Raw genomic sequence first — 19,601 nt, 5'->3', positions numbered from 1 at the left:
CCGTATATGCCCTTTGGGGAATTACTGAATTTATAACCTTTTTATAACGATAAGTATGCATTCAAAATCTTTGTTCATTACTTTACTTACTCTTAGCAGAGTCCCAGCCACGGAGTGCAGTCAGCTGTGATACTCTTCAAACAGTTTCCATCTGTAAAACCTTGCGCAGTAGCTCCGCCGGCTACAGTTTCCATCTCAGTGTCTGTCAATTCAGACAACACACCGCCTACTGGACTGTTCATTTCCAGATTGCTCATTTCCAAACTGTGTTTTTCCATTTTTTTCACCTCCTTTCACGCATGTAGGAAGTCTAAACTCTCAAGATTGGAATCAAAAGAATTTTTGTAATTTTAATGGATCAAATGAATTTTATGGATATTGTTTATATGTCATTTCTATCATCTTTAACTTACAAATTCAACCTTTAAATGTTTTTTTATACCTTTTTACTATAACTGATTATCAATAATAGGTCTTTTTACCTTATTTGGAGGAAGGGTATTATAATTAAAGTCTATCTTGAATAGGTCCTTAACAAAGTTACCTTTGATAGGATTCAGGAATTTTCGGAAAACAACTTCTTGTGAATAAAAAAGACACCCGAAGAAAGGGTGTCAGACGAAGATGAATTTTAAATTTTTCCCAATCGAAAGCGTCTAGTTTGCCGGCTTATTTCGCCCAATACTGCTGCGCGATTTTTTTACCCTGTTCGATCTTGGCCCATTGCTCCGCTTGAGTCAGCTCATTCCCGCCGTCGCAGGAAGCGAAGCCGCATTGGTGGGACAGCAGCAGACGATCTTTTTCGATGATGTTCGACGCTTCGTCCAGCAGACGCAGTACACGCTCTTCGTCGTCCAGCGTATTCGTCTTCGACGACAGCAGACCAAGGACGATCTCCGTGTTCGGCTTGTCTTTGAACACTTCCAGCGCTTCCAGCGAACCGGCACGCTCGTCGTCCCACTCCAGGAAGAAGCGGTCGTATTTGAGCTGCTTCAGGAACAGATTCGCGATCTTCGCATACGAACCGCCGCCCATGTTCCGGGAATCGTAGTTGCCGCGGCAGTTGTGTGTCCACATTTTCAGACCCAGCTCGTGACCGAAGTCAATGATCGTGTTGTTGATGTCGATAAACTCGGCCGCCAGTGCCTGTACCTGCTCCTGATCGATGTTCTCGCCGGTGTACGGAGAGTTCGGATTGTCGTCCGCAAACAGCTCCCACAGGCAGTCGTCGAATTGAAGGATTTTCCCGCCGGCATCCGCGAAGTCCTGAACGAATTCTTTGTACGCTTTAACGAGACCGGCTTTGAGTTCTTTTGCATCCTTATAGACAGAGTCTTTGCCACCGATATTATCCGACCACGACAGCTCTCCAAAAATATGCGACGGAGAAGGTACGCACAGCTTCGTCTCGCGTTCGCCGGCACTATCTTTCAGCTGCTTGAAGGACTCGAGGAAATGATGGTTTTTGCCGCCCAGCTCGCCTGTGATACGCAGCCCAATGTCTTTGCGCGTCTCGTATTTGGACGTGCCGTCGACATCGCGGAAGAAGTAGCCGTGATCTGCGATATAGCGCTCGATCCCCTGGAAGCCCCAGACAAAGTCCAGATGCCACATCGACTTGGAATACTCGCCGTCTGTGATGACCGAGAGATCATGCTGGATTTGGTCTTGGACGACCGATTCGATCGCTTTTGCTTCACACTGCTGATAACCTTCGAACTCCTGATAGAACGGATACTGGATGTCGTCGCGGTGCTCGATTTGCGTCTTATATTTCAGCAGGTCTTCGGGACGAAGCAAGCTGCCTACGAGTTGGAATTTATCAGTCATGGTAAAGGCCCCCTTGGTTGTTGGTTAACATTTGATCATTTGTAGATCGCGTCCGGTTGGAATGATTTGATTGTAGCATGGGAGCAGCTTTTCTTATGTAAACTTAAAAAGCATGACTGGTTATAGGGAATCGATATAGGAAGCTTTTACGAGAGGAATAACGAGATAGGTAAGATTATGAGGGAAATTACGTGAGAGGGATTGAAAAAAGAAAAACCCGCTCGGTGAGCGGGTTTGAGAATAAGATTTGCGGTCGCTTGGCAGTTCGACAATCCGGCGCTGGACGAAGCAGAGGATTCGGTCGGCCAAACGATCACGTTAACTTTTGCTAAAAATTAATGCATAGATTTCATCGTCTCGCGGCTGACCAGCACGCGGCGGATGAATAAAGCCATAACAACGCCGACCAGTGCGATACTCATTGTGAACAAGAATACGCTCTGCGATCCCGACGTCATTGCATTGGCAATTTCGGTCGGCTGGGAAGGCGCCGAGGAGCCGTGCAGGTACTTTTCGATTCCGCCAGACAGAATGCTGATTGCGACCGCCGTTCCAATCGCTCCCATCACCTGCTGTAGGGTATTCATGACAGCCGTACCGTGCGGATACAGTTCCGGCGGCAGCTGATTCAACCCGTTCGTTTGGGCAGGCATCCAGATCATGGCGATTCCTACCATAAGCCCGATGTGCAGAGCGACAATCAAGGCAACCGAAGAAGCCGGCGATACGTGGCTGAAGAACCACAGCATAAGCGTAACAACCACGAGACCCGGAACAACCAACCATTTTGGTCCGTATCGATCAAATAAACGTCCCACTCGCGGCGAAAGAATACCGTTCAGCGCACTGCCCGGCAGAAGAATGAGACCGGTGGCAAATACGGACAACCCTGCGCCTGTCTGAAGAAACATCGGCAGAATGATCATGCTCGACATAATGATCATCATGCACGACAGCACCAGAAGCAGACCGATAACGTACATAGGATGTTTGAATACTTTCAGGTTCAGCATAGGTTCTCTCATAGAAATTTGACGCAGCGTAAACAGCACCAAGGCGACTAGCCCCACGATGATCGATGCAACCACTACCGTGCTGCCCCAGCCTTCGGAACCTTCGCCCGCCTTACTGAAACCGAAGACGATTCCTCCAAAGCCGAGCGTCGATAATACGATGGACAACAGGTCGACCCGTGGCTTGGTAACTTCGGTGACATTCTCCAAATACTTCATGCCTACCAACCATCCGATAATCAGAAACGGCAGCGAGAGCCAGAAGATATAATGCCAGGTCAAATACTGAATCAATAATCCGCCTACCGTTGGGCCCGTCGCTGGTGCAAACATGATGACAAGTCCAACAAATCCCATTGCGGCTCCGCGTTTTTCCGGCGGATAGATGACGAGAATGGTATTGAACATAAGCGGCAGCAGCAGTCCCATACCAATCGCCTGCAGCACTCGGGCAAACATCAGCATTTCAAAATTAATCGCAAGCGCCGCCACCAATGTACCCGCGATCATGCTGATCAGCGAACCGGTAAACAGCTGTCTGGTTGTAAACATCTGCAGCAGCAGTCCGCTTGTTGGCATCAAGATGCCGAGAGTGAGCAGGAATCCGGTCGTCAACCACTGCGCGGTTGCAGCCGAAATCTGGAACACTTCCATCAGATTTGTCATGGCTATGTTCAAGGCGGTCTCGCTGAACATGCCGACAAAACCGCAAATCAGCAGCGAGGCTAAAATGGCGCCCGTATTGTATGTCTTATTCATTTTTGTAACTCCTCGTCGATTGATTTAAGTAAATCTTAGGTAGGATGCTTGAATAGCGGGTTAACTTCGGCACAATACCCTTCGTCGGTGAGAAGCCGTGCTATGTATCCACTAGTGGCCTTCTTTTTAGGAAAGCTTTAATTCAAGTTAAATAACTTCATTTAGCCTGCTAAATAAGTGAACGAGCTTATAATCACAACAAGTTGCTTTCCATTTGCTTCAAAATCCGTCTCAACAACAAACGTTCTTCAGGCAGAATCGAGTGCAGCAGCTTCTCCTGCTGCCGTTTCCATCTGAGTTCGACCGGCTTCTCCAGATCCTTACCCGTATCTGTCAGGAAAATACGCATGACCCTTGCATCTCTCTCGTCGCGCTTGCGGGTTATAAATCCGTTCTGCTCCAGTGATTTGACCATATTCGTAATCGTCGGCGGCTCGCAGTTTAAATGCTCACACAGCTGCATCTGCATGATGCCGTCTCCCTGCCACAAGCGGGCAAGCAGATTGTCCTGCCCCACATACAGGTTAAGTTCTCTAAGCGATTCCCCATAATCCCTGCGCATCTGGGAAGAAATCCGATCGACTGACTGACGAATATCGCAATCCACTTTATCTGTCATTTCTATCTCCTCGGCAGCTTGACTTATATTTAGCTTGCTAATAATATCACGATGAAATTCTCTCGTCAATAAGGATTTTACGCCGTTCATGGGAAAGTGAAAACGAGAAAATCAAAATAAAAAACTAAATAAAAAACTAAATAAAAAAACCATCAACATAAAAAAACCATCAACCAAATAACGGTTGATGGTTCCTGGTCTTACATATGGAGGCGAGGGGAGTCGAACCCCTGTCCGAAGGCAACGCAGCATAGGCTTCTACGGGTGTAGTCACAGTTTTGATGTCACCCTAGGATCTCCCCGTAACCGGATTCCCTTCGGGTCAGCCTGATTTTCTTCTTCCGTCTACCCCCAGGCGGAGACTAGCCGGCGTATCCTACTAATTGGGTTGGGCCCTCATCCCAGCACATAGGCGATGCTGAGCGAGAGCACGCATCACAGTTTCTTAGGCTGCGAAAGCGTAGTTGTTTTGTTGTTTGCCATTTAATAGGCTTTAGCGTTGATAAAGCGGCCGCGTCCCCACTACCCGCTACCCATGCCCGAACTACCCCCGTCGAATCCATAAACGCCCCCTTATTAAAAGGGAACTTCCGGATCAATGAGACTCGGGTTGAGTCACGTCTGGTCATCCTAAAGTTCGTACCGATCATTCGTCCCTCCATAAAAGACGAAGATCGCTGCAGGAAGAGTCACATGTTCCCCACAGACTTATATTGTACCACATCTGACGATGTAACGGTATATTACCCGTAGAAAAAACCCGTTAAACAAGACAGCGAGAATAGGCTGAAAAATAAAAAGAGAACGGCCGACGCATCGCGCAGCCGTTCTCTCTTTCGATTACATAGGTTGGTTTTACGGCCAACAGATCAATCATATGCAGATTGATCTTACATAGATTGAGCACCGTATACGACTTCAGCTTACGCAGCTTTGGGTTAACAGCCGCAGCTATTTTCACCCTGCTCGTTTGCTGTTCTACTCCACGGCGCGCTCCGATTCAATCCGCTGTGTCTCCGCCCTGCTGCCTTACCGCTGACGTGACTTCAGCGCGCGCTGGATATCGCGCTGAGCATCACGCTTGGCGAGTGTATCGCGCTTGTCGTGCTGCTTCTTGCCGCGGCCGAGGCCGATCAGCAGCTTGGCATAGCCGTTGCGCACATAGACCTTGAGCGGGACGATCGTGTAGCCTTCCTGCTTGGCCTGACCGATCAGCTTGCGGATCTGCTGCTTGTGCAGCAGCAGCTTGCGCGTGCGCGTCGGGTCTTCCGGATTGTTCCGGTTACCCTGCTCGAACGGGCTGATATGCATATTATGAACAAAGGCTTCGCCGCCCCGGATCGTTGCGAACGCGTCGCCGATATTTGCTTTGGCTTTGCGCAGTGACTTGATCTCTGTCCCCGTCAGCACGAGCCCCGCTTCATACGTATCTTCGATGAAATAGTCGTGGGACGCCTTTTTATTTTGAGCCAGCACTTTGCCCTGCTCAGTATTTTTAGGCATGTCTTGCACCCCCTTGATTTCGCTTCCAAGTATTATATGGATTGCAACAATAGCAATTTGAAAAGGTAAGAGAACGGCGCTAGACGCTCTTCAGATTCCAACGGATATAAGATCCGTAAGAATCTGATCGCAGCTCGCCGTTCTACTCAGCACTTATTCTTTATTGTTCCGTTCCGAAGCTCCGCCTGGATTCTTCGGGCCGCCGTCTTTCTTCGGTCTGCCGCCGCCGGCAGAACCTGAACGGCCACCGCCGCCGGAACGTCCGCCTTTGGAGCCGTTCGGACGCTCGTTGCCGTTGCGCGAGAACGTTGCCGTCTCGCCGCCATAACCGCCCGTACCGGAACCGAAGCCAAACTTGCCTTTGCCCGGCTCACGAACGCCGTCTCCGCCGCCCTGGCTGGCTTCGATCTGAATGCCGCCTTTGCGTGCTTGGCGCGGCTCGGCACCGGCTTCGCCGCGAGACGCGCCTTCTCCAGCGCCGCTGCGCTTGCCTTGACGCGGCTCTTTGCCGGCTTGTCCGCCGCCTTCGGTCGGAACGCCGTCGAATGCCCAGCCGCCGTCTCCGCCGCCTTGACGCGGCTCCATGCCGCCCTTAGCGCCGGCTGCGCCAGTGGACTGGCCGCCGCCTTTGCCTTTACGCTTCCGGTTTCTGCCGGAAGCAGGAGCCGGCGCTTCGCCGCCGCTTGATACTGCCGGCACAGCCGCATTCACCGTGCCGCTGCCTTCGGCGTTTCCGCCCTTACCTTTGCCTTTGCGCTTGCGCGAACGGCCGCTTTGGCTGCCGGTACGAGTACCGGCTTCTGCTGCACCGGCTGCAGGCGCAGGCGTACTGGCCGCCGCTTCGGCCGGACGGAATACTTCCGGCTTTTTCTTGCCCTTGCCTTTACCCTTGCCTTTGTCTTTACCAAACTTCTCTTTGCCGGTCTTGTCGCCTCGGCCGCCCTGGCCGCGCTTGAACGAGTCGCCCGATGATCCTTCGTTCCGGCGTCCGCCGCCGCGACCTCCGCGGAAGCTGCTCTTCTTCATGTCGACCAGTTCGAAGTCGATCGTATGCTCTTCCATGCTAACTTTCGACACGCGAATTTCGACAATGTCGCCGATACGGAAAATACGCGACGTCCGTTCGCCGACGAGTGTCATCCGGGTTTCATCGAAGTGGTAGTAATCATCGGTCAGGTTGCTGATATGGATCAGACCTTCGACCGTGTTTTCCAGTTCGACGAACAAGCCGAAGCTCGTTACGCTGCCGATGACGCCTTCAAACGTCTCGCCAACCTTATCCAGCATGTACTCCGCTTTTTTCAGCTGATCCGTATCGCGCTCGGCATCAACCGCCACGCGCTCGCGGATCGACGACTGCTGCGCATAATCCGGCATGCGTGCCGACAGACTCTCTTCACGCTGCGCAGTCAGCTTACCACCGTTCTCCAGCCATTCGCCGATCACGCGGTGAATCGCCAGATCGGGATAACGGCGAATCGGCGATGTGAAGTGCGTATAGAACTCCGCCGCCAGGCCAAAGTGACCCAGATTGGCCGAATCGTACTTCGCCTGCTTCATCGAACGCAGCAGCAGGGTGCTGATCGCTTTCTGCTCCGGCGTGTCCTGTACTTCTTCCAGCAGCTCCTGCAGTTCGCTCGGCTGGATGGTGCCTCCGCGCGTTCCTTTGACCTGATAGCCCAGGTTCGCCGCAAATGCCGCAAATGCTTCCAGCTTCTCCTGCGCAGGATCTTCGTGAATCCGGTACAGGAACGGAACTTTGGCTCTGCTGAAATGTTCCGCTACCGTCTCGTTCGCCGCCAGCATGAACTCTTCGATGATCCGTTCCGCAATGGTACGCTCGCGTTTGACGATGTCGATCGCTTTGCCCTCATCATCGAGCAGCACTTTTGCTTCGTCGAAATCAAAGTCTACTGCGCCGCGCTTCATGCGGCGTCCGTTCAGCTTCAGCGCAAGATCGCGCATCGTATGGAACGTATCCACCAGATAACCGTACCGCTCCAGCAGCTCCGGATCTTCTTCTTCCAGAATGCGGCGCACGTTTTTGTAAGTCATCCGCTCGACGGTCTTGATCACGCTTTTGAAAATTTCATAGCGGACGACCTTCATCGACGCGTCGAATTCCATCTCGCATGACAGGGTCAGACGGTCCACACGTGGATTCAAGCTGCAGATCCCGTTGGACAGGCGCGGCGGCAGCATCGGGATAACCCGGTCTACCAAGTACACGCTGCTGCCTCGGTTATAAGCTTCCTGATCGAGCTGGGAACCTTCCTTAACATAGTAGCCGACGTCCGCGATATGCACGCCCAGCACATAGTTGCCGTTTTCCAAACGCTCTACGTTAACCGCGTCATCGAGATCCTTGGCGTCTTCGCCGTCAATGGTCACAATCTGCTTATGGCGCAGATCGCGGCGTCCCTGACTGTTGATTTCCTCATCGGAAATCGTTTCCGGCGCAGCTTCCGCTTCGGCCAGCACTTCTTCAGGGAACGATTCCGGCAGCTGATGCTTGCGGATGATCGAGAGAATGTCGACGCCCGGATCGGTATTGTATCCCAACACTTCGATCACTTCGCCCTGTGCCGCCGAGCGGCCTTCCGGATAGGCGATAATGCTGACGACGACTTTCTGTCCGTTCAGCGCACCGCCTGCGCGGCCCGCCGGAATGAAGACGTCGCGCGTAATGCGCTTGTCGTCCGGCAGCACAAAGCCAAACGATTCCTCGTCCTGATACGTGCCAACAATCTGCGTAACGGCGCGTTTGACGACCCGTACCACTTCGCCTTCCATCCGTCCGTTCGAAGAACGGCGCGACGCGATGCGTACAAGCACCGTATCGCCGTTCATCGCGCTCAGCATATCGTTCGCGTTGATGTACACATCAGCATGCTCGCGGTCTTCGGGAATGAGGAAGCCGAAGCCTTTGGCATGCGTCTGCAGCCGTCCGCGCAGCAGGTCCATACGCTCCGGAACACCGTAACGTTGGGTTCGCGTCAGGACGATCTGGCCCGATTCCTCCAGTGCGTTCAACATCTTCATGAATTCCCGGAACACTTCCGCATCTTCAATGCCAAAGTGCTGTTCCAGTTCTTGATAGGTCATTGGTTTGTACGCGTTCTCGCGCATGAAGCCCAGCAGCATATCTTCCGTTATCATCATAATCACCTCTAAAATGGCTCCGGCTGCCCACAGACCGCCCGGCCGGCATGCAGGTCGCGAATGCTCGAATTTTTGCTTCTACTTTCGCTTCTTTTTTTGCTTCTATTCTCGCTTCTACTCTTGCTTCTATTGGCAGATACGCAAACGATGAGTCGGCATCTCTTACGAGGCCGCAGGCGGGACGTACAAGCGGAAGTCGGGATCAATATTTGAAATTCCGCTGCGTCCGAACACACCAACAAGTTTGCGTAAACGCCATTTCTACTTCTACTATTCATTATACGTTAAAAGTACCCGTGGTGGAGCCTGCTTAATCCCAACTAGCTCCGTAACTCTCTCCGTACTCTATCGGGTTTGGCTCCACGGCGGTACACAAAAAAGCCTTCGTATCCCTTGAATCCAAGGATCAACGAAGGCTTCCCCAGGCGGACAGGCCGCCCTGATCGCTGGGTTAGTTGTTAGTTACAGCCGTAGTGATCAGCGCGAGAACGACAAATCCTGTTCCCAACACAACGGTAATGCGCTCCAGAACCAAGTCCATACCGCGAGCTTTGGTTTTGCCGAACAGATGCTCCGCGCCGCCGGAGATGGCGCCGGCAAGACCTGCGCTTTTTCCTTTTTGAAGCAGTACGACCGTGATCACACCGACAGCAAAAATCACCAGCAGTATTTTCAGAAAGATTTCCATTTTAGTTCCACCTCCTAAGCGTAAGCAGCGTATCCTGTATATAAGTGGGTTAACACCAGTTGCTACATCGTCAATACCATTCCAAGAAAACAGTACTTTTATTCTACCATAGCTCCAGGTATTTGACAATCGAGCAAAACAGGGCCTTATTCCTGCAGAGTATTAAAAAAGCCGCGCTGCGGCTGAATCTTCCGCGGCGCGACCGGGTCGCTGACGATAAGGGGAATATACCTTGGGCGGTTGTGCGTTTAGCGGCGCTGCTGCTGCTGTTTGCCCTGAACGGTACGATCGGTCCACAGAATGTATCCGGCAGATACGGTCGTAAGGATCAGAATGGCCATGATGATCATGGCATCCGACATGCGCTTTCCTCCTCGCTGATATTGAATCTGGATGACTTGCAAACTTGCCTTGTTTTGAAACGTAAAGCGGCATGTCGGAACCTTGAATTCCCATTCGGAAATTCGGTGCCGGAATACGGATTCCCTAGTGGAAAAAACCCGCAATAAGCTGGTGCGCCGGACCTTTTTGAAGAGTGCGCGTACTGCTTTATGAATCGTATATTAACCCCTTCTGACACTCCGTGTAAAGATTTATTTTTGCCTGATTTTAGGTTTTTTTCTTGGGGATAATTGACGTCGAAAACTTCCGTTAAGCTACAGCTTTTTTATCGGCAAAAAACACCCCTTTGCTTAACTTTTTTTCGAACTTTTCAGCAAAAAATTTAAGGTTTAAACTTATCGAATTTCCTCTGTTCAAAAAGGCAGACAAACAAAAAAGGAGCCCGCATTCTGCTCGGGTTCCCTGTCTTTCTTTTTGCTTATTATTCGCGGTTGTTTCGATTATTGTTTGTGGTTGTTTAGACTATGTTCCGCGGCCATTCAGAATATCCCATGCTCTTCTTAGCTTCTCGTTATATGCCGGATCGTCTGCAGAGTTCATAAACCTTACTTTGCCGCTTCCCTCGCCCGTAAGGCCGCGTTCATTCAGAATTCCTGCCAATCTGCGCACCGTACCGACACTTCCGTCGATAACTCGGATATGTGCAGGCAGAATTTGCTCCAGCAGCTGCGTGTAATAGGGATAATGCGTACAGCCAAGCACGACCGTACCATATTCATTTAGATCGAATTTCGCGAATTCCCCCCGAAAATAAGCGCTCAATTCCTCCGGATCGAAGTTCAACCGCTCGCAATGATCCACCAGCTCCGGCATGGGCAGCGAATCTACAATTCCGTGATCGTCGACGCGCGACACCAGCTCCATATATTTGGCTTGACTGAGCGTCAGCTCCGTCGCCAGCACCAATACACGGCGTCCGCTGGCCCCGTTCATCTCGACCGCCGGCTTCACCGCAGGTTCCATGCCGATCACGGGAACGTCATACGTTTGGCGCAGTTCGGCCGCCGCCACGCTGGTTGCCGTATTGCAGGCGATCACCAGTGCCTCGACGCTCTCGCCCAGAATGCGCTGCGCGGCTTCACACACATAGTCTGTCACCTGCTGCTTGGTCTTCGGTCCGTAAGGGACGTGCAGCGTATCCGCGAAAAAAATAAAATCCTCGTTCGGAAGCTGGCGAACCGCTTCGCGCAGAACGGTCAGTCCTCCGATTCCCGAGTCGAAAAAAGCAATGCTCATGCTGTTCCCCTGCCGTTTCGTTGTTTTGGACTCCATTTCCATCTATGATTATAGACTGCCTACAGTCAAAACGCCAAAGAAACGAGCTGCGGCAGATGAAAAATCGGCCGTTCCCTTTTTCCCTTTACTTACGGGCTGTTGATTTTTGTTTCTCGCGCTGTTCCTTCCTTCCCTCCCTCCTTCCTGCTGTGCATCTTCTCTACCACTTCATACCGTTCGGTGCTGCTTCTTTATCTTTCCCTGCTTTCTGCCGCCATTCATTGCTGCTGTTCTATGTCATTACGCCTTTTTCTACGTCATTAAGCCTTTTATTGAGACTTTTTACTTTTCACTTTTTACTCACACCTCAATAAACCTTATCAAACCGAACCTTGGCTCTCGAACCTCAACACAGGACCGTCCCAATCGGTCTCCCTCGTTTCAATCAAGTCGACTGCCGATTCACAGGAACCGATCACGCTGCGCCAGAAAGAAAGCGCCGGAGCATTCTCTTCCATCACGCCCAGCTTCCAGCGCCCGGGAAACTGCCGGAACAATTCACAAGCCGCCTGACGACCCACACCGCAGCCCCGATACTTTTTCATGATAAAGAACTCGACCATCTCATATTGACTTGCGGTCTCCTGAAGGGATTTGTGTGTCTGTTCAGTCTGAAAAGCCGATTCTTGTTCAGCCTGAAGACAGTGTTTTTCCCGCCGCCTACTTTCGCTGTTTCCTTCCCCCTTTTCAATCAAACGAATCAGTGCGAATCCTGCCAGTTTTCCGTCTGCCCGCAGCAGAAAAGGATAGCGTCCCGGTTCATTCCAATAGGCGTCCAGATCGCGGGATTCGTACATGCCGGACTCGTTGACATCCTCGGGATCAAATTCGGTAAAATCGTATTTATACAGCTCAAGCAGCTGCCGAAGCGCCGTTTTGTGCTCGTAACCGGCCGGTTGGCAGACCAGCACGGGACTTTCTTTCGTTCTCAATGTCTATCTCTCCTTCGTGAGTTTGCTGCACTAGTGAGTTGCATTCCAGTGCATAGTCAGACGTCCCTCCCGCCTGCTTCTCGAATCCGTTCCTTCATATCGCGCGCAAACGCTCTTAATCGGTCCTTCGGAACTTCCACCTGCCCCGCCGCCCTTCCTTCGTACACGTCAAGCAATGGCCAAATCACATCCTGCCAATCCGGAAGTGATAGCAGCCCCCATTCGCCGCCTTCCTTTTTCGATGCAAGATGTCCTTCTGTTAGGAACATCAGCACCCGGCACAAATTGAGCGCTGTGTAGACCGGGCTGTCCGCGATCTCCGCTTCTGCATTCGCTGTATCGTGCAGAATGGAACGCAGATAATGCTCTCGAGCTATAGGCGGATACAGTTCGGGCATCGGCAGACCGTACAGCACCATTCCGCGCTCATAAGCCACTGCGACTTGAGCCGCAAGATCAGCATCTTCATAGTCTCCGCAAATGTAATCGGGATTAGACTTGTACCGGTCCCGGTGCGCAGCCGAGTAATGGTAGAGGCAGGGCGCAGGATGTACAAAATGCAGCAGCGACGACTCCTCGACTACGGTAAACTCAATATCCCGCCCTGCAGGCAGACGACGATGCAGATCCAACGTCTCACTTGTTAACTGCTGCAGCGTTCCCCGCTCTGGTCGTCCCTTCAGTACGATTAGCAGATCAATATCGCTCGCAGACGGATTGAAGCCTCCCATTGCCAGCGAGCCATGTAGGTAAACGCCAGCAACATGATCGCCCAGCACATGTACACATCTCTTTGTCATGTCTTCGGCTGCTGCAAATGCTTCTTGGATGCTTTGAGAAGTCTCAGACATTTCCGCGTTCTCGGACTGTTTCTCTCTTTCCATTTTGCTGCCACCTCTCTAGCCGACTTGTAAAATTCTAACGAATCCTGATCACGCTATTTCCTCTCCAGACGGCCTAAATAAATTCTAACGAATCGTAAACACGCTATTGAAGCAAAATCGGTCTAAAATATAAAAATTACGGCGAATAAGGTTATGAGGATTCGTTAGATTTTAAAAAAGGGCCAAAGACGACAAATAGCGATATCAGGATTCGTTAAAAGGTCGAGCGCTATAAGCATCTCAAAATCCCCACTACAGTTCCCCTACAATCCCCCACGACTCCGCTCTACAGGCCGCACATCGGAATCTCCATCTCGCAGCCGAACATTACCGGAAAACGGAAGGGCAATTCGCGCAGCAGGGTATTGTCCTTATAAGAAGATCCTATTTCCCCTCTACATTTAAACACCGACTCAGCAGATGCCAATTTTTTAAAAATCCCGATTTTTCCCCCTTGATCTTTCATCAATCATCCTTTAAAGTAATACGAGTTGACATTGTATACCTCAATAAGACGGTTTGAGGGTATCTACCGGGAACCTACCTCCCGACTACAAGTCGCGCCCAAGGCGCCTTTGTAGTCGGGAGTTTTTGCGTTTTCCGCGCTTTCCCGCCTCCACCGTGCCGTACTTTTTTACAAAGGAGACTGTATCAAAATGAATTTGAAAGTTCTCGTTCTGACGATTGCTGCGTTCACCGTTGGCCTTGTCGAACTTATTATCGGCGGCGTTCTGCCGCAAATCGCCGCAGACCTTGGCGTATCCGTCAGTGCCGCAGGCCAGCTTATTACGGCTTATGCACTCGTTTATGCCGTATCGGGTCCTACGCTGCTCGCATTTACAGCCAAGATTGAGCGCCGTAAGCTGTACTTGATGTCTCTTGTCGTCTTTATCCTCGGCAGTCTGCTCGCCTTCTGGAGTCCGAATTTCGGCGTCCTGCTGCTCTCCCGTTTCGTTACGGCAGCCAGCGGCTCGCTGATCACGACACTGTCCCTGACGATCGCGGTTAAGGTCGTACCGGAAAACTACCGCGCACGCGTGATCGGCATCGTCTCCATGGGTATCAGCTCGGCTATCGTGCTCGGCGTTCCGCTGGGCGTTCTGGCGGCTGACAAGCTCGGCTGGCGTATTCTGTTCCTGTTTATCGCCATCTTCGCCATGCTGACCATGTTTGTGGTCTACAAGCTGATGGCTCCGATCGAGCCGCAGCAGGTTATGCCGCTTCGTCAGCAGCTGGCTTCGCTTAAGAACACCCGCGTTGCGGGCGCGCATCTGGTTACACTGCTGATGCTGGCCGGCCACTATACGCTGTATGCTTACTTTACGCCGTTCCTCGTGAACGTCATGAACATGAGTGCTTCCTGGATCAGTATCGTCTACTTCTTCTTCGGTCTGTCGGCCGTAGCGGGCGGTATGATCGGTGGTATGATGTCCGACAGTCTGGGCGCCAAGAAAAGCATCCTGCTCGTTGTTGGCGTCTTCGCTCTCTCCCTGTTCATCCTGCCGTTTACAGCTTCGATGATCCCGTTGTTCGCGGTGCTGGTCTTCATCTGGGGTGCACTCAGCTGGGCATTGTCCCCGGCACAGCAGAGCTATCTGATCGATGCTGCACCGGAAACGTCGGAAATTCAGCAGAGCTTCAACTTCTCTGCTCTGCAGATCGGTATTGCAGCCGGTTCGGCGATCGGCGGCGTCGTAATCAGCCATACTCCGTCCGTTACATTCAATGCTTGGATTGGCGGCGGAATTGTCGTACTGGCCTTTGTCGTAGCCCTGTACACGCTGTTCCATAAGTCTTCGTCACGTCGTACGGACGGTCATGGACAGAAGAGCGGTTCGAAGCTTGAGCCAAACTTTGGCGGAGATTGAACAGCCGCTGCTGAACAGTTATAGCTTATAGAAGAGCGATTTAAAACGATAAGTGATCCACCTATGCAAGCTTTAAAGGGATCAACCAAAAAAGTCCAGCCGGCTATTTACTGCCGCTGGACTTTTTTTGCAGATTTAACTTCTTGCAAGAAACATCATTCATCAAGAAACGTTCCCCGTATTCAAACCGTTCATAAAGAATAACCGTATTCTTAGGAGATGATTTGCCATGCCTTTTAAAGTTTTGGTTTCTCTGGTGCTCCTCTTATCGATCATCTCTATATCCGGATGCGGAGGCAAAAGCGGACGAGAATTGATGATCGGGAGTATCGCTTGAGCAACAAAGCGTCGAGCGACAGAATCAAAGAGCTGCTTGATTTGGAGTAAAAGATTCAATCAAACTTCTACAGCACGCACATCGCAAAGTTAGGATTCAGCTCATAAACAAGCCAAGCCCTACCTTATATAATCAACATCCAACCTTTTCCGCACAAAAAAAGAGACGCCGCGTCCGGCGTCTCTTTTTCGTGCTTCCCGCCATTACCCAGGCGTCCCCGGACAAAAGCGTGAAGCGATGATCAAGCTCTCTTGCGAAAGTCTGATCTTATTGAAATTCCATTAAAGATCTTATTGGAATTTTTTGAGGTCGAGGTTGTAGAACGACTGCAGACCGTTGTATTGAGCCAGTTCGCCCAGTTGATCTTCGATGCGGAGCAGTTGGTTGTACTTCGCAACGCGGTCTGTACGGGAAGGAGCACCCGTTTTGATCTGACCAGCGTTTGTCGCAACTGCGATGTCCGCGATTGTGCTGTCTTCCGATTCGCCCGAACGGTGCGAGATAACTGCTGTGTAACCAGCGCGTTTCGCCATTTCGATCGCGTCGAAAGTCTCAGTCAGCGTACCGATTTGGTTAACTTTGATCAGGATCGAGTTACCGATGTTTTCTTCGATACCGCGGCCCAGACGCTCAGTGTTTGTTACGAACAGATCGTCGCCGACCAGTTGGATCTTGTCGCCCAGTTTCTCAGTGAGCAGTTTCCAACCTTCCCAGTCGTCTTCGGAGCAGCCGTCTTCGATTGTGATGATTGGGTACTTATCAACCCACGAAGCGAGCAGGTCAACGAATTCTGCAGAAGTGTAGGATTTGCCTTCACCTGCGAGAACGTATTTGCCGTCTTTGTAGAACTCAGTGGAAGCAACGTCCATACCCAGGAAGACGTCTTTACCTGGCGTGTAGCCAGCTTTTTCGATCGCTTCGATGATTGTGGACAGAGCTTCTTCGTTCGACGTGAAGTTCGGAGCGAAGCCACCTTCGTCGCCTACAGCTGTAGCCAGACCTTTGCTGCTCAGTACGGATTTCAGGTTGTGGAAGATTTCCGCACCCATGCGCAGAGCTTCTTTGAAAGTAGGCGCGCCTACTGGCAGAACCATGAACTCTTGTACGTCAACGTTGTTGTCGGCATGCTCGCCGCCGTTAACGATGTTCATCATTGGTACTGGAAGCTGCTTCGCGTTGAATCCGCCCAGGTAAACGTACAGCGGCAGGTCCAGAGCGTCTGCTGCAGCGCGGGCAACAGCCATCGAAACGGCCAGAATTGCGTTAGCGCCCAGTTTGCCTTTGTTAGGCGTTCCGTCCAGAGCGATCATCGCTTTGTCGATGCCCAGCTGATCAAGAGCGTCCATGCCAATCACTTCAGGAGCGATTGTTTCGTTTACGTTTTTAACCGCGTTTTCTACGCCTTTACCGAGGTAACGGCCTTTGTCGCCGTCGCGAAGCTCAACAGCTTCGTGAACGCCTGTGGAAGCACCGGAAGGAACGATTGCGCGGCCAATAGCGCCGGATTCCAGGTATACTTCAACTTCAACCGTAGGGTTACCGCGGGAATCAAGGACTTCGCGTGCATAAACGTCAGAAATAATCGTCATTTTAAGTATCTCCTTTGAATTCGTTTTATTTGAGGAGCGGCTGCCGCGCAGGGCGACAGCTTACGCTCCATGTCAACACTTTGATACGCTCTCCACCGTTAACTATGCCACATTTAAGGGCTCAATCCTATCCCCAATTCAAAACTACTTTGAAGTTTGAGGTTCGTCTTTTAGTTGGACGTTTTACGAGCGGAAATTACTGATTTCCCGGTCATTTCCGCCGGCTGTGTAACCTGCATCAGATCGAGGATCGTCGGCGCGATGTCAGCCAGAATGCCGCCTTCGCGCAGGGTGACGTCTTCGCTCGTCACGATAAACGGAACCGGGTTGGTCGTATGCGCCGTTTGCGGGCGTCCGAATTCGTCGATTTCCGTTTCCGCGTTGCCGTGGTCCGCCGTAATGATTGCAACGCCGCCTTTGGCGAGAACCGCGTCAACAACGCGACCTACGCACTCGTCAGTCGTTTCGACTGCTTTGATCGTCGGCTCCATCATGCCGGAGTGTCCGACCATATCCGGATTAGCGAAGTTCAGGATAATGCAATCCTGTCTTTCGGCTTCGATCTCGGCTACGCAGGCGTCGGCTACTTCATAAGCGCTCATCTCAGGCTGAAGATCGTAAGTTGCGACCTTCGGCGAGTTGATCAGGATGCGAGTTTCGCCTTCCAGCTCCACATCGCGGCCGCCGCTGAAGAAGAACGTTACGTGCGGGTACTTCTCAGTTTCGGCGATACGCAGCTGCGTTTTGCCGTTCTGCACAAGCACTTCGCCAAGCGTGTTGTTCAGGTTCTTCGGCGAGTACGCTACGCTGCCCTGTACATTGACGCTGTATGTCGTGAACGATACGAAGCTCAACGTTTCCGGCTGTTTGTCTCCGCGGTCGAAACCTGCAAAGCCCGGAGCAGTCAGCGCTTCGGAAAGCTGAATCGCGCGGTCAGGACGGAAGTTAATGAAGATCACGGAATCTCCCGACTGAAGATTCGCAGTCGGCTGGCCGTCCTTCGTAATGACCGTCGGCAGAATGAATTCGTCCATGACTTCTTTCGCGTAAGAAGCTTCTACCGCTTCAAGCGCGCTGGCTGCGAATTCACCTTCGCCGTATACCATTGCACGATAAGACTTTTCGACGCGTTCCCATCTCTTGTCGCGGTCCATCGCGTAGTAGCGGCCCTGTACGGTCGCAATTTGGCCTACGCCGATTTCGGCGATCTTGTCGACGAGCTGCCCCATGTATTTCTTACCGCTGTCCGGAGAAACGTCGCGGCCGTCCATAAATGCATGGATATAGACGTTATCGAAGTCCATTTTTTTGCACAGTTCAAGTGTAGCGAACAGATGCTCAATATGGCTGTGTACGCCGCCATCGGACAGCAGACCCATGACGTGGAGCGCTTTGCCGCTGTCTTTGGCCGATTGAACGGCACCGACCAGCGTCGCGTTCTCGAAGAAGTCTCCTTCGCGGATCGACTTGGAAATGCGAGTCAGATCCTGGTACACGATACGTCCCGCGCCGATGTTCAGGTGGCCAACTTCGGAGTTGCCCATCTGACCTTCCGGCAGACCTACGGCTTCGCCGCATGCCGTCAGCGTCGTGTGCGGATATTTGCTCATGAAACGGTCATAATTCGGTTTCTTCGCTTGAGCAACCGCGTTGCCCTCAGAACCTTCGCGCAGACCGAATCCGTCCATGATAATCAGTACTACCGGTTTTGGAGCCGTCATTACTTCGCCCCCTCAACCAGGGCCGTGAAGGAGTCAGGCTGCAGGCTTGCGCCGCCGACGAGTGCTCCGTCGATATCGCTTTGGCCCATATATTCCGTTACGTTCTCCGGCTTCACGCTGCCGCCGTATTGAATGCGGATTACGTCTGCCGTTGCTTGATCGTAGAGATCAGCAAGAACGGTGCGGATGTACGAAGTCACTTCGTTAGCATCGGAAGCTGTCGAAGATTTGCCTGTTCCGATTGCCCAGATAGGCTCGTAAGCGACAACGACTTTCGCCGCTTCTTCTTTGGACAGACCTTTGAACGCGCCTTCCGTCTGCACTTTGCAAACGTCCTTCGTTTGGTCGGCTTCGCGCTCTTCAAGCTTTTCGCCTACACATACGATTGGAGTCAGGTCGTTGCGGAATGCCGCTGCGACTTTTTTGTTGACGATTTCGTCGGTTTCGCCAAAGTACTGGCGGCGCTCCGAGTGACCGATGATGACGTAGTCCACACCAAGCTCTTTCAGCATAACGCCGCTGATTTCGCCTGTGAATGCGCCATTGTCTTCGAAGTGAAGGTTTTGTGCGCCCACTTTGATTCCGGTGCCTTTAACCGCTTCAGTCAGGGCAGGAAGGTTGGTGAACGGTGCGCAGATGACGGTTTCTACGCCTTCAACGACGGCTTTGCCTTTTACCGCTTCAGCGAAAGCCAGTGTTTCGGATACGGTTTTGAACATTTTCCAGTTGCCGGCAATAATTGGCGTTCTCACGAAATGATCCACTCCTTTTAGTGACTTCTTTGAAAAAGGGAAGGTTAGGTACATGATGAGGCGCTCCACCTTGTAGAGTCCTTCGATCGCCGTCGAATCCCGATTTCTCTTATTGAAGCATAACAGAGGTCGAAATCGAGATTCAAATGCGAGCGCTTCGCTTCTCCGGATCTCTACAAGCTTCCGCTGCGTCAGCACGTACAACCAACCCAAACCATTTTCAAAATCGTTTTAAACCTCGCTCGCAGGAAAGGAGGCGGAATCGTT

Annotated in this window: 14 protein-coding genes, 1 other RNA gene and 1 riboswitch; of the genes, 1 reads left to right on the top strand and 14 read right to left on the bottom strand. The window is 51.7% G+C overall.

Annotated elements, in window-relative coordinates; genetic code table 11:
• Window positions 1–92: 92 nt before the first annotated feature.
• The 11 genes from F456_RS22840 to F456_RS0116105 form a co-directional block, all read right to left on the bottom strand.
• Window positions 93–278 (bottom strand): hypothetical protein, encoded by a 186-nt coding sequence (locus F456_RS22840; protein ID WP_018978091.1) that lies wholly within the window; start codon window positions 276–278, stop codon window positions 93–95.
• 391 nt (window positions 279–669) lie between these two features.
• Entirely contained in the window at window positions 670–1,830 is a 1,161-nt protein-coding gene (locus tag F456_RS0116150) for a cobalamin-independent methionine synthase II family protein (protein ID WP_018978090.1), read from the bottom strand.
• Window positions 1,831–2,165: 335 nt separating this feature from the next.
• Window positions 2,166–3,602, bottom strand: coding sequence for a DHA2 family efflux MFS transporter permease subunit (locus tag F456_RS0116145; RefSeq protein WP_018978089.1), 1,437 nt, complete (start codon window positions 3,600–3,602; stop codon window positions 2,166–2,168).
• A 193-nt stretch (window positions 3,603–3,795) separates the two neighbouring features.
• Complete coding sequence (locus F456_RS0116140) at window positions 3,796–4,221, bottom strand: MarR family winged helix-turn-helix transcriptional regulator (protein ID WP_018978088.1); 426 nt, start codon at window positions 4,219–4,221, stop codon at window positions 3,796–3,798.
• Window positions 4,222–4,425: 204 nt separating this feature from the next.
• Window positions 4,426–4,794: a transfer-messenger RNA gene (gene ssrA, locus F456_RS24050) on the bottom strand.
• Between the two features lie 456 nt (window positions 4,795–5,250).
• The gene (gene smpB / locus F456_RS0116135; protein ID WP_018978087.1) at window positions 5,251–5,724 is read right to left on the bottom strand and encodes an SsrA-binding protein SmpB; all 474 of its coding nucleotides are present in this window, start codon (window positions 5,722–5,724) and stop codon (window positions 5,251–5,253) included.
• 153 nt (window positions 5,725–5,877) lie between these two features.
• Entirely contained in the window at window positions 5,878–8,883 is a 3,006-nt protein-coding gene (gene rnr / locus F456_RS0116130) for a ribonuclease R (protein WP_018978086.1), read from the bottom strand.
• A 454-nt stretch (window positions 8,884–9,337) separates the two neighbouring features.
• Complete coding sequence (secG, locus tag F456_RS0116125; RefSeq protein WP_018978085.1) at window positions 9,338–9,574, bottom strand: preprotein translocase subunit SecG; 237 nt, start codon at window positions 9,572–9,574, stop codon at window positions 9,338–9,340.
• An 864-nt stretch (window positions 9,575–10,438) separates the two neighbouring features.
• The gene (gene murI, locus F456_RS0116115; RefSeq protein WP_018978083.1) at window positions 10,439–11,212 is read right to left on the bottom strand and encodes a glutamate racemase; all 774 of its coding nucleotides are present in this window, start codon (window positions 11,210–11,212) and stop codon (window positions 10,439–10,441) included.
• Between the two features lie 359 nt (window positions 11,213–11,571).
• On the bottom strand, window positions 11,572–12,183 hold the full coding sequence (locus tag F456_RS0116110; protein ID WP_018978082.1) for a GNAT family N-acetyltransferase: 612 nt from the start codon (window positions 12,181–12,183) through the stop codon (window positions 11,572–11,574).
• Window positions 12,184–12,239: 56 nt separating this feature from the next.
• Window positions 12,240–13,067 (bottom strand): aminoglycoside adenylyltransferase domain-containing protein, encoded by an 828-nt coding sequence (locus tag F456_RS0116105; protein WP_018978081.1) that lies wholly within the window; start codon window positions 13,065–13,067, stop codon window positions 12,240–12,242.
• Window positions 13,068–13,543: 476 nt separating this feature from the next.
• Window positions 13,544–13,641: riboswitch (purine riboswitch) on the top strand.
• Between the two features lie 82 nt (window positions 13,642–13,723).
• On the opposite strand from F456_RS0116105, the gene F456_RS0116095 reads away from it, so the two are divergent.
• On the top strand, window positions 13,724–14,935 hold the full coding sequence (locus F456_RS0116095) for an MFS transporter (protein WP_018978079.1): 1,212 nt from the start codon (window positions 13,724–13,726) through the stop codon (window positions 14,933–14,935).
• A 627-nt stretch (window positions 14,936–15,562) separates the two neighbouring features.
• Here the strand turns inward: F456_RS0116095 and eno are convergent.
• The 3 genes from eno to tpiA all read right to left on the bottom strand — a co-directional run bounded on the left by eno (window position 15,563) and on the right by tpiA (window position 19,334).
• On the bottom strand, window positions 15,563–16,861 hold the full coding sequence (eno, locus tag F456_RS0116090; RefSeq protein WP_018978078.1) for a phosphopyruvate hydratase: 1,299 nt from the start codon (window positions 16,859–16,861) through the stop codon (window positions 15,563–15,565).
• A 170-nt stretch (window positions 16,862–17,031) separates the two neighbouring features.
• Window positions 17,032–18,582, bottom strand: a complete 1,551-nt coding sequence (gene gpmI, locus F456_RS0116085; protein WP_018978077.1) for a 2,3-bisphosphoglycerate-independent phosphoglycerate mutase — start codon at window positions 18,580–18,582, stop codon at window positions 17,032–17,034.
• A complete protein-coding gene (gene tpiA, locus F456_RS0116080; protein WP_018978076.1) occupies window positions 18,582–19,334 on the bottom strand; it encodes a triose-phosphate isomerase in 753 nt (250 codons plus the stop codon). Before tpiA ends, gpmI begins: the two co-directional genes overlap by 1 nt.
• Between the last annotated feature and the right edge of the window lie 267 nt (window positions 19,335–19,601).

Origin of the sequence: Saccharibacillus kuerlensis DSM 22868 (assembly GCF_000378145.1) — a bacterium.
Classification (GTDB): Bacteria; Bacillota; Bacilli; order Paenibacillales; family Paenibacillaceae; genus Saccharibacillus; species Saccharibacillus kuerlensis.
The sequence above is the reverse complement of the archived record's forward strand: the minus strand, read 5'-3'. Positions and strand labels throughout refer to the sequence as shown.

Bases quoted from the DNA above. Each gene is read 5' to 3' on its own strand.
- F456_RS22840 (WP_018978091.1), bottom strand. From the start codon at position 278: ATGGAAAAACACAGTTTGGAAATGAGCAATCTGGAAATGAACAGTCCA.
- F456_RS0116150 (WP_018978090.1), bottom strand. From the start codon at position 1,830: ATGACTGATAAATTCCAACTCGTAGGCAGCTTGCTTCGTCCCGAAGAC.
- F456_RS0116145 (WP_018978089.1), bottom strand. From the start codon at position 3,602: ATGAATAAGACATACAATACGGGCGCCATTTTAGCCTCGCTGCTGATT.
- F456_RS0116140 (WP_018978088.1), bottom strand. From the start codon at position 4,221: ATGACAGATAAAGTGGATTGCGATATTCGTCAGTCAGTCGATCGGATT.
- smpB (WP_018978087.1), bottom strand. From the start codon at position 5,724: ATGCCTAAAAATACTGAGCAGGGCAAAGTGCTGGCTCAAAATAAAAAG.
- rnr (WP_018978086.1), bottom strand. From the start codon at position 8,883: ATGATAACGGAAGATATGCTGCTGGGCTTCATGCGCGAGAACGCGTAC.
- secG (WP_018978085.1), bottom strand. From the start codon at position 9,574: ATGGAAATCTTTCTGAAAATACTGCTGGTGATTTTTGCTGTCGGTGTG.
- murI (WP_018978083.1), bottom strand. From the start codon at position 11,212: ATGAGCATTGCTTTTTTCGACTCGGGAATCGGAGGACTGACCGTTCTG.
- F456_RS0116105 (WP_018978081.1), bottom strand. From the start codon at position 13,067: ATGGAAAGAGAGAAACAGTCCGAGAACGCGGAAATGTCTGAGACTTCT.
- F456_RS0116095 (WP_018978079.1), top strand. From the start codon at position 13,724: ATGAATTTGAAAGTTCTCGTTCTGACGATTGCTGCGTTCACCGTTGGC.
- eno (WP_018978078.1), bottom strand. From the start codon at position 16,861: ATGACGATTATTTCTGACGTTTATGCACGCGAAGTCCTTGATTCCCGC.
- gpmI (WP_018978077.1), bottom strand. From the start codon at position 18,582: ATGACGGCTCCAAAACCGGTAGTACTGATTATCATGGACGGATTCGGT.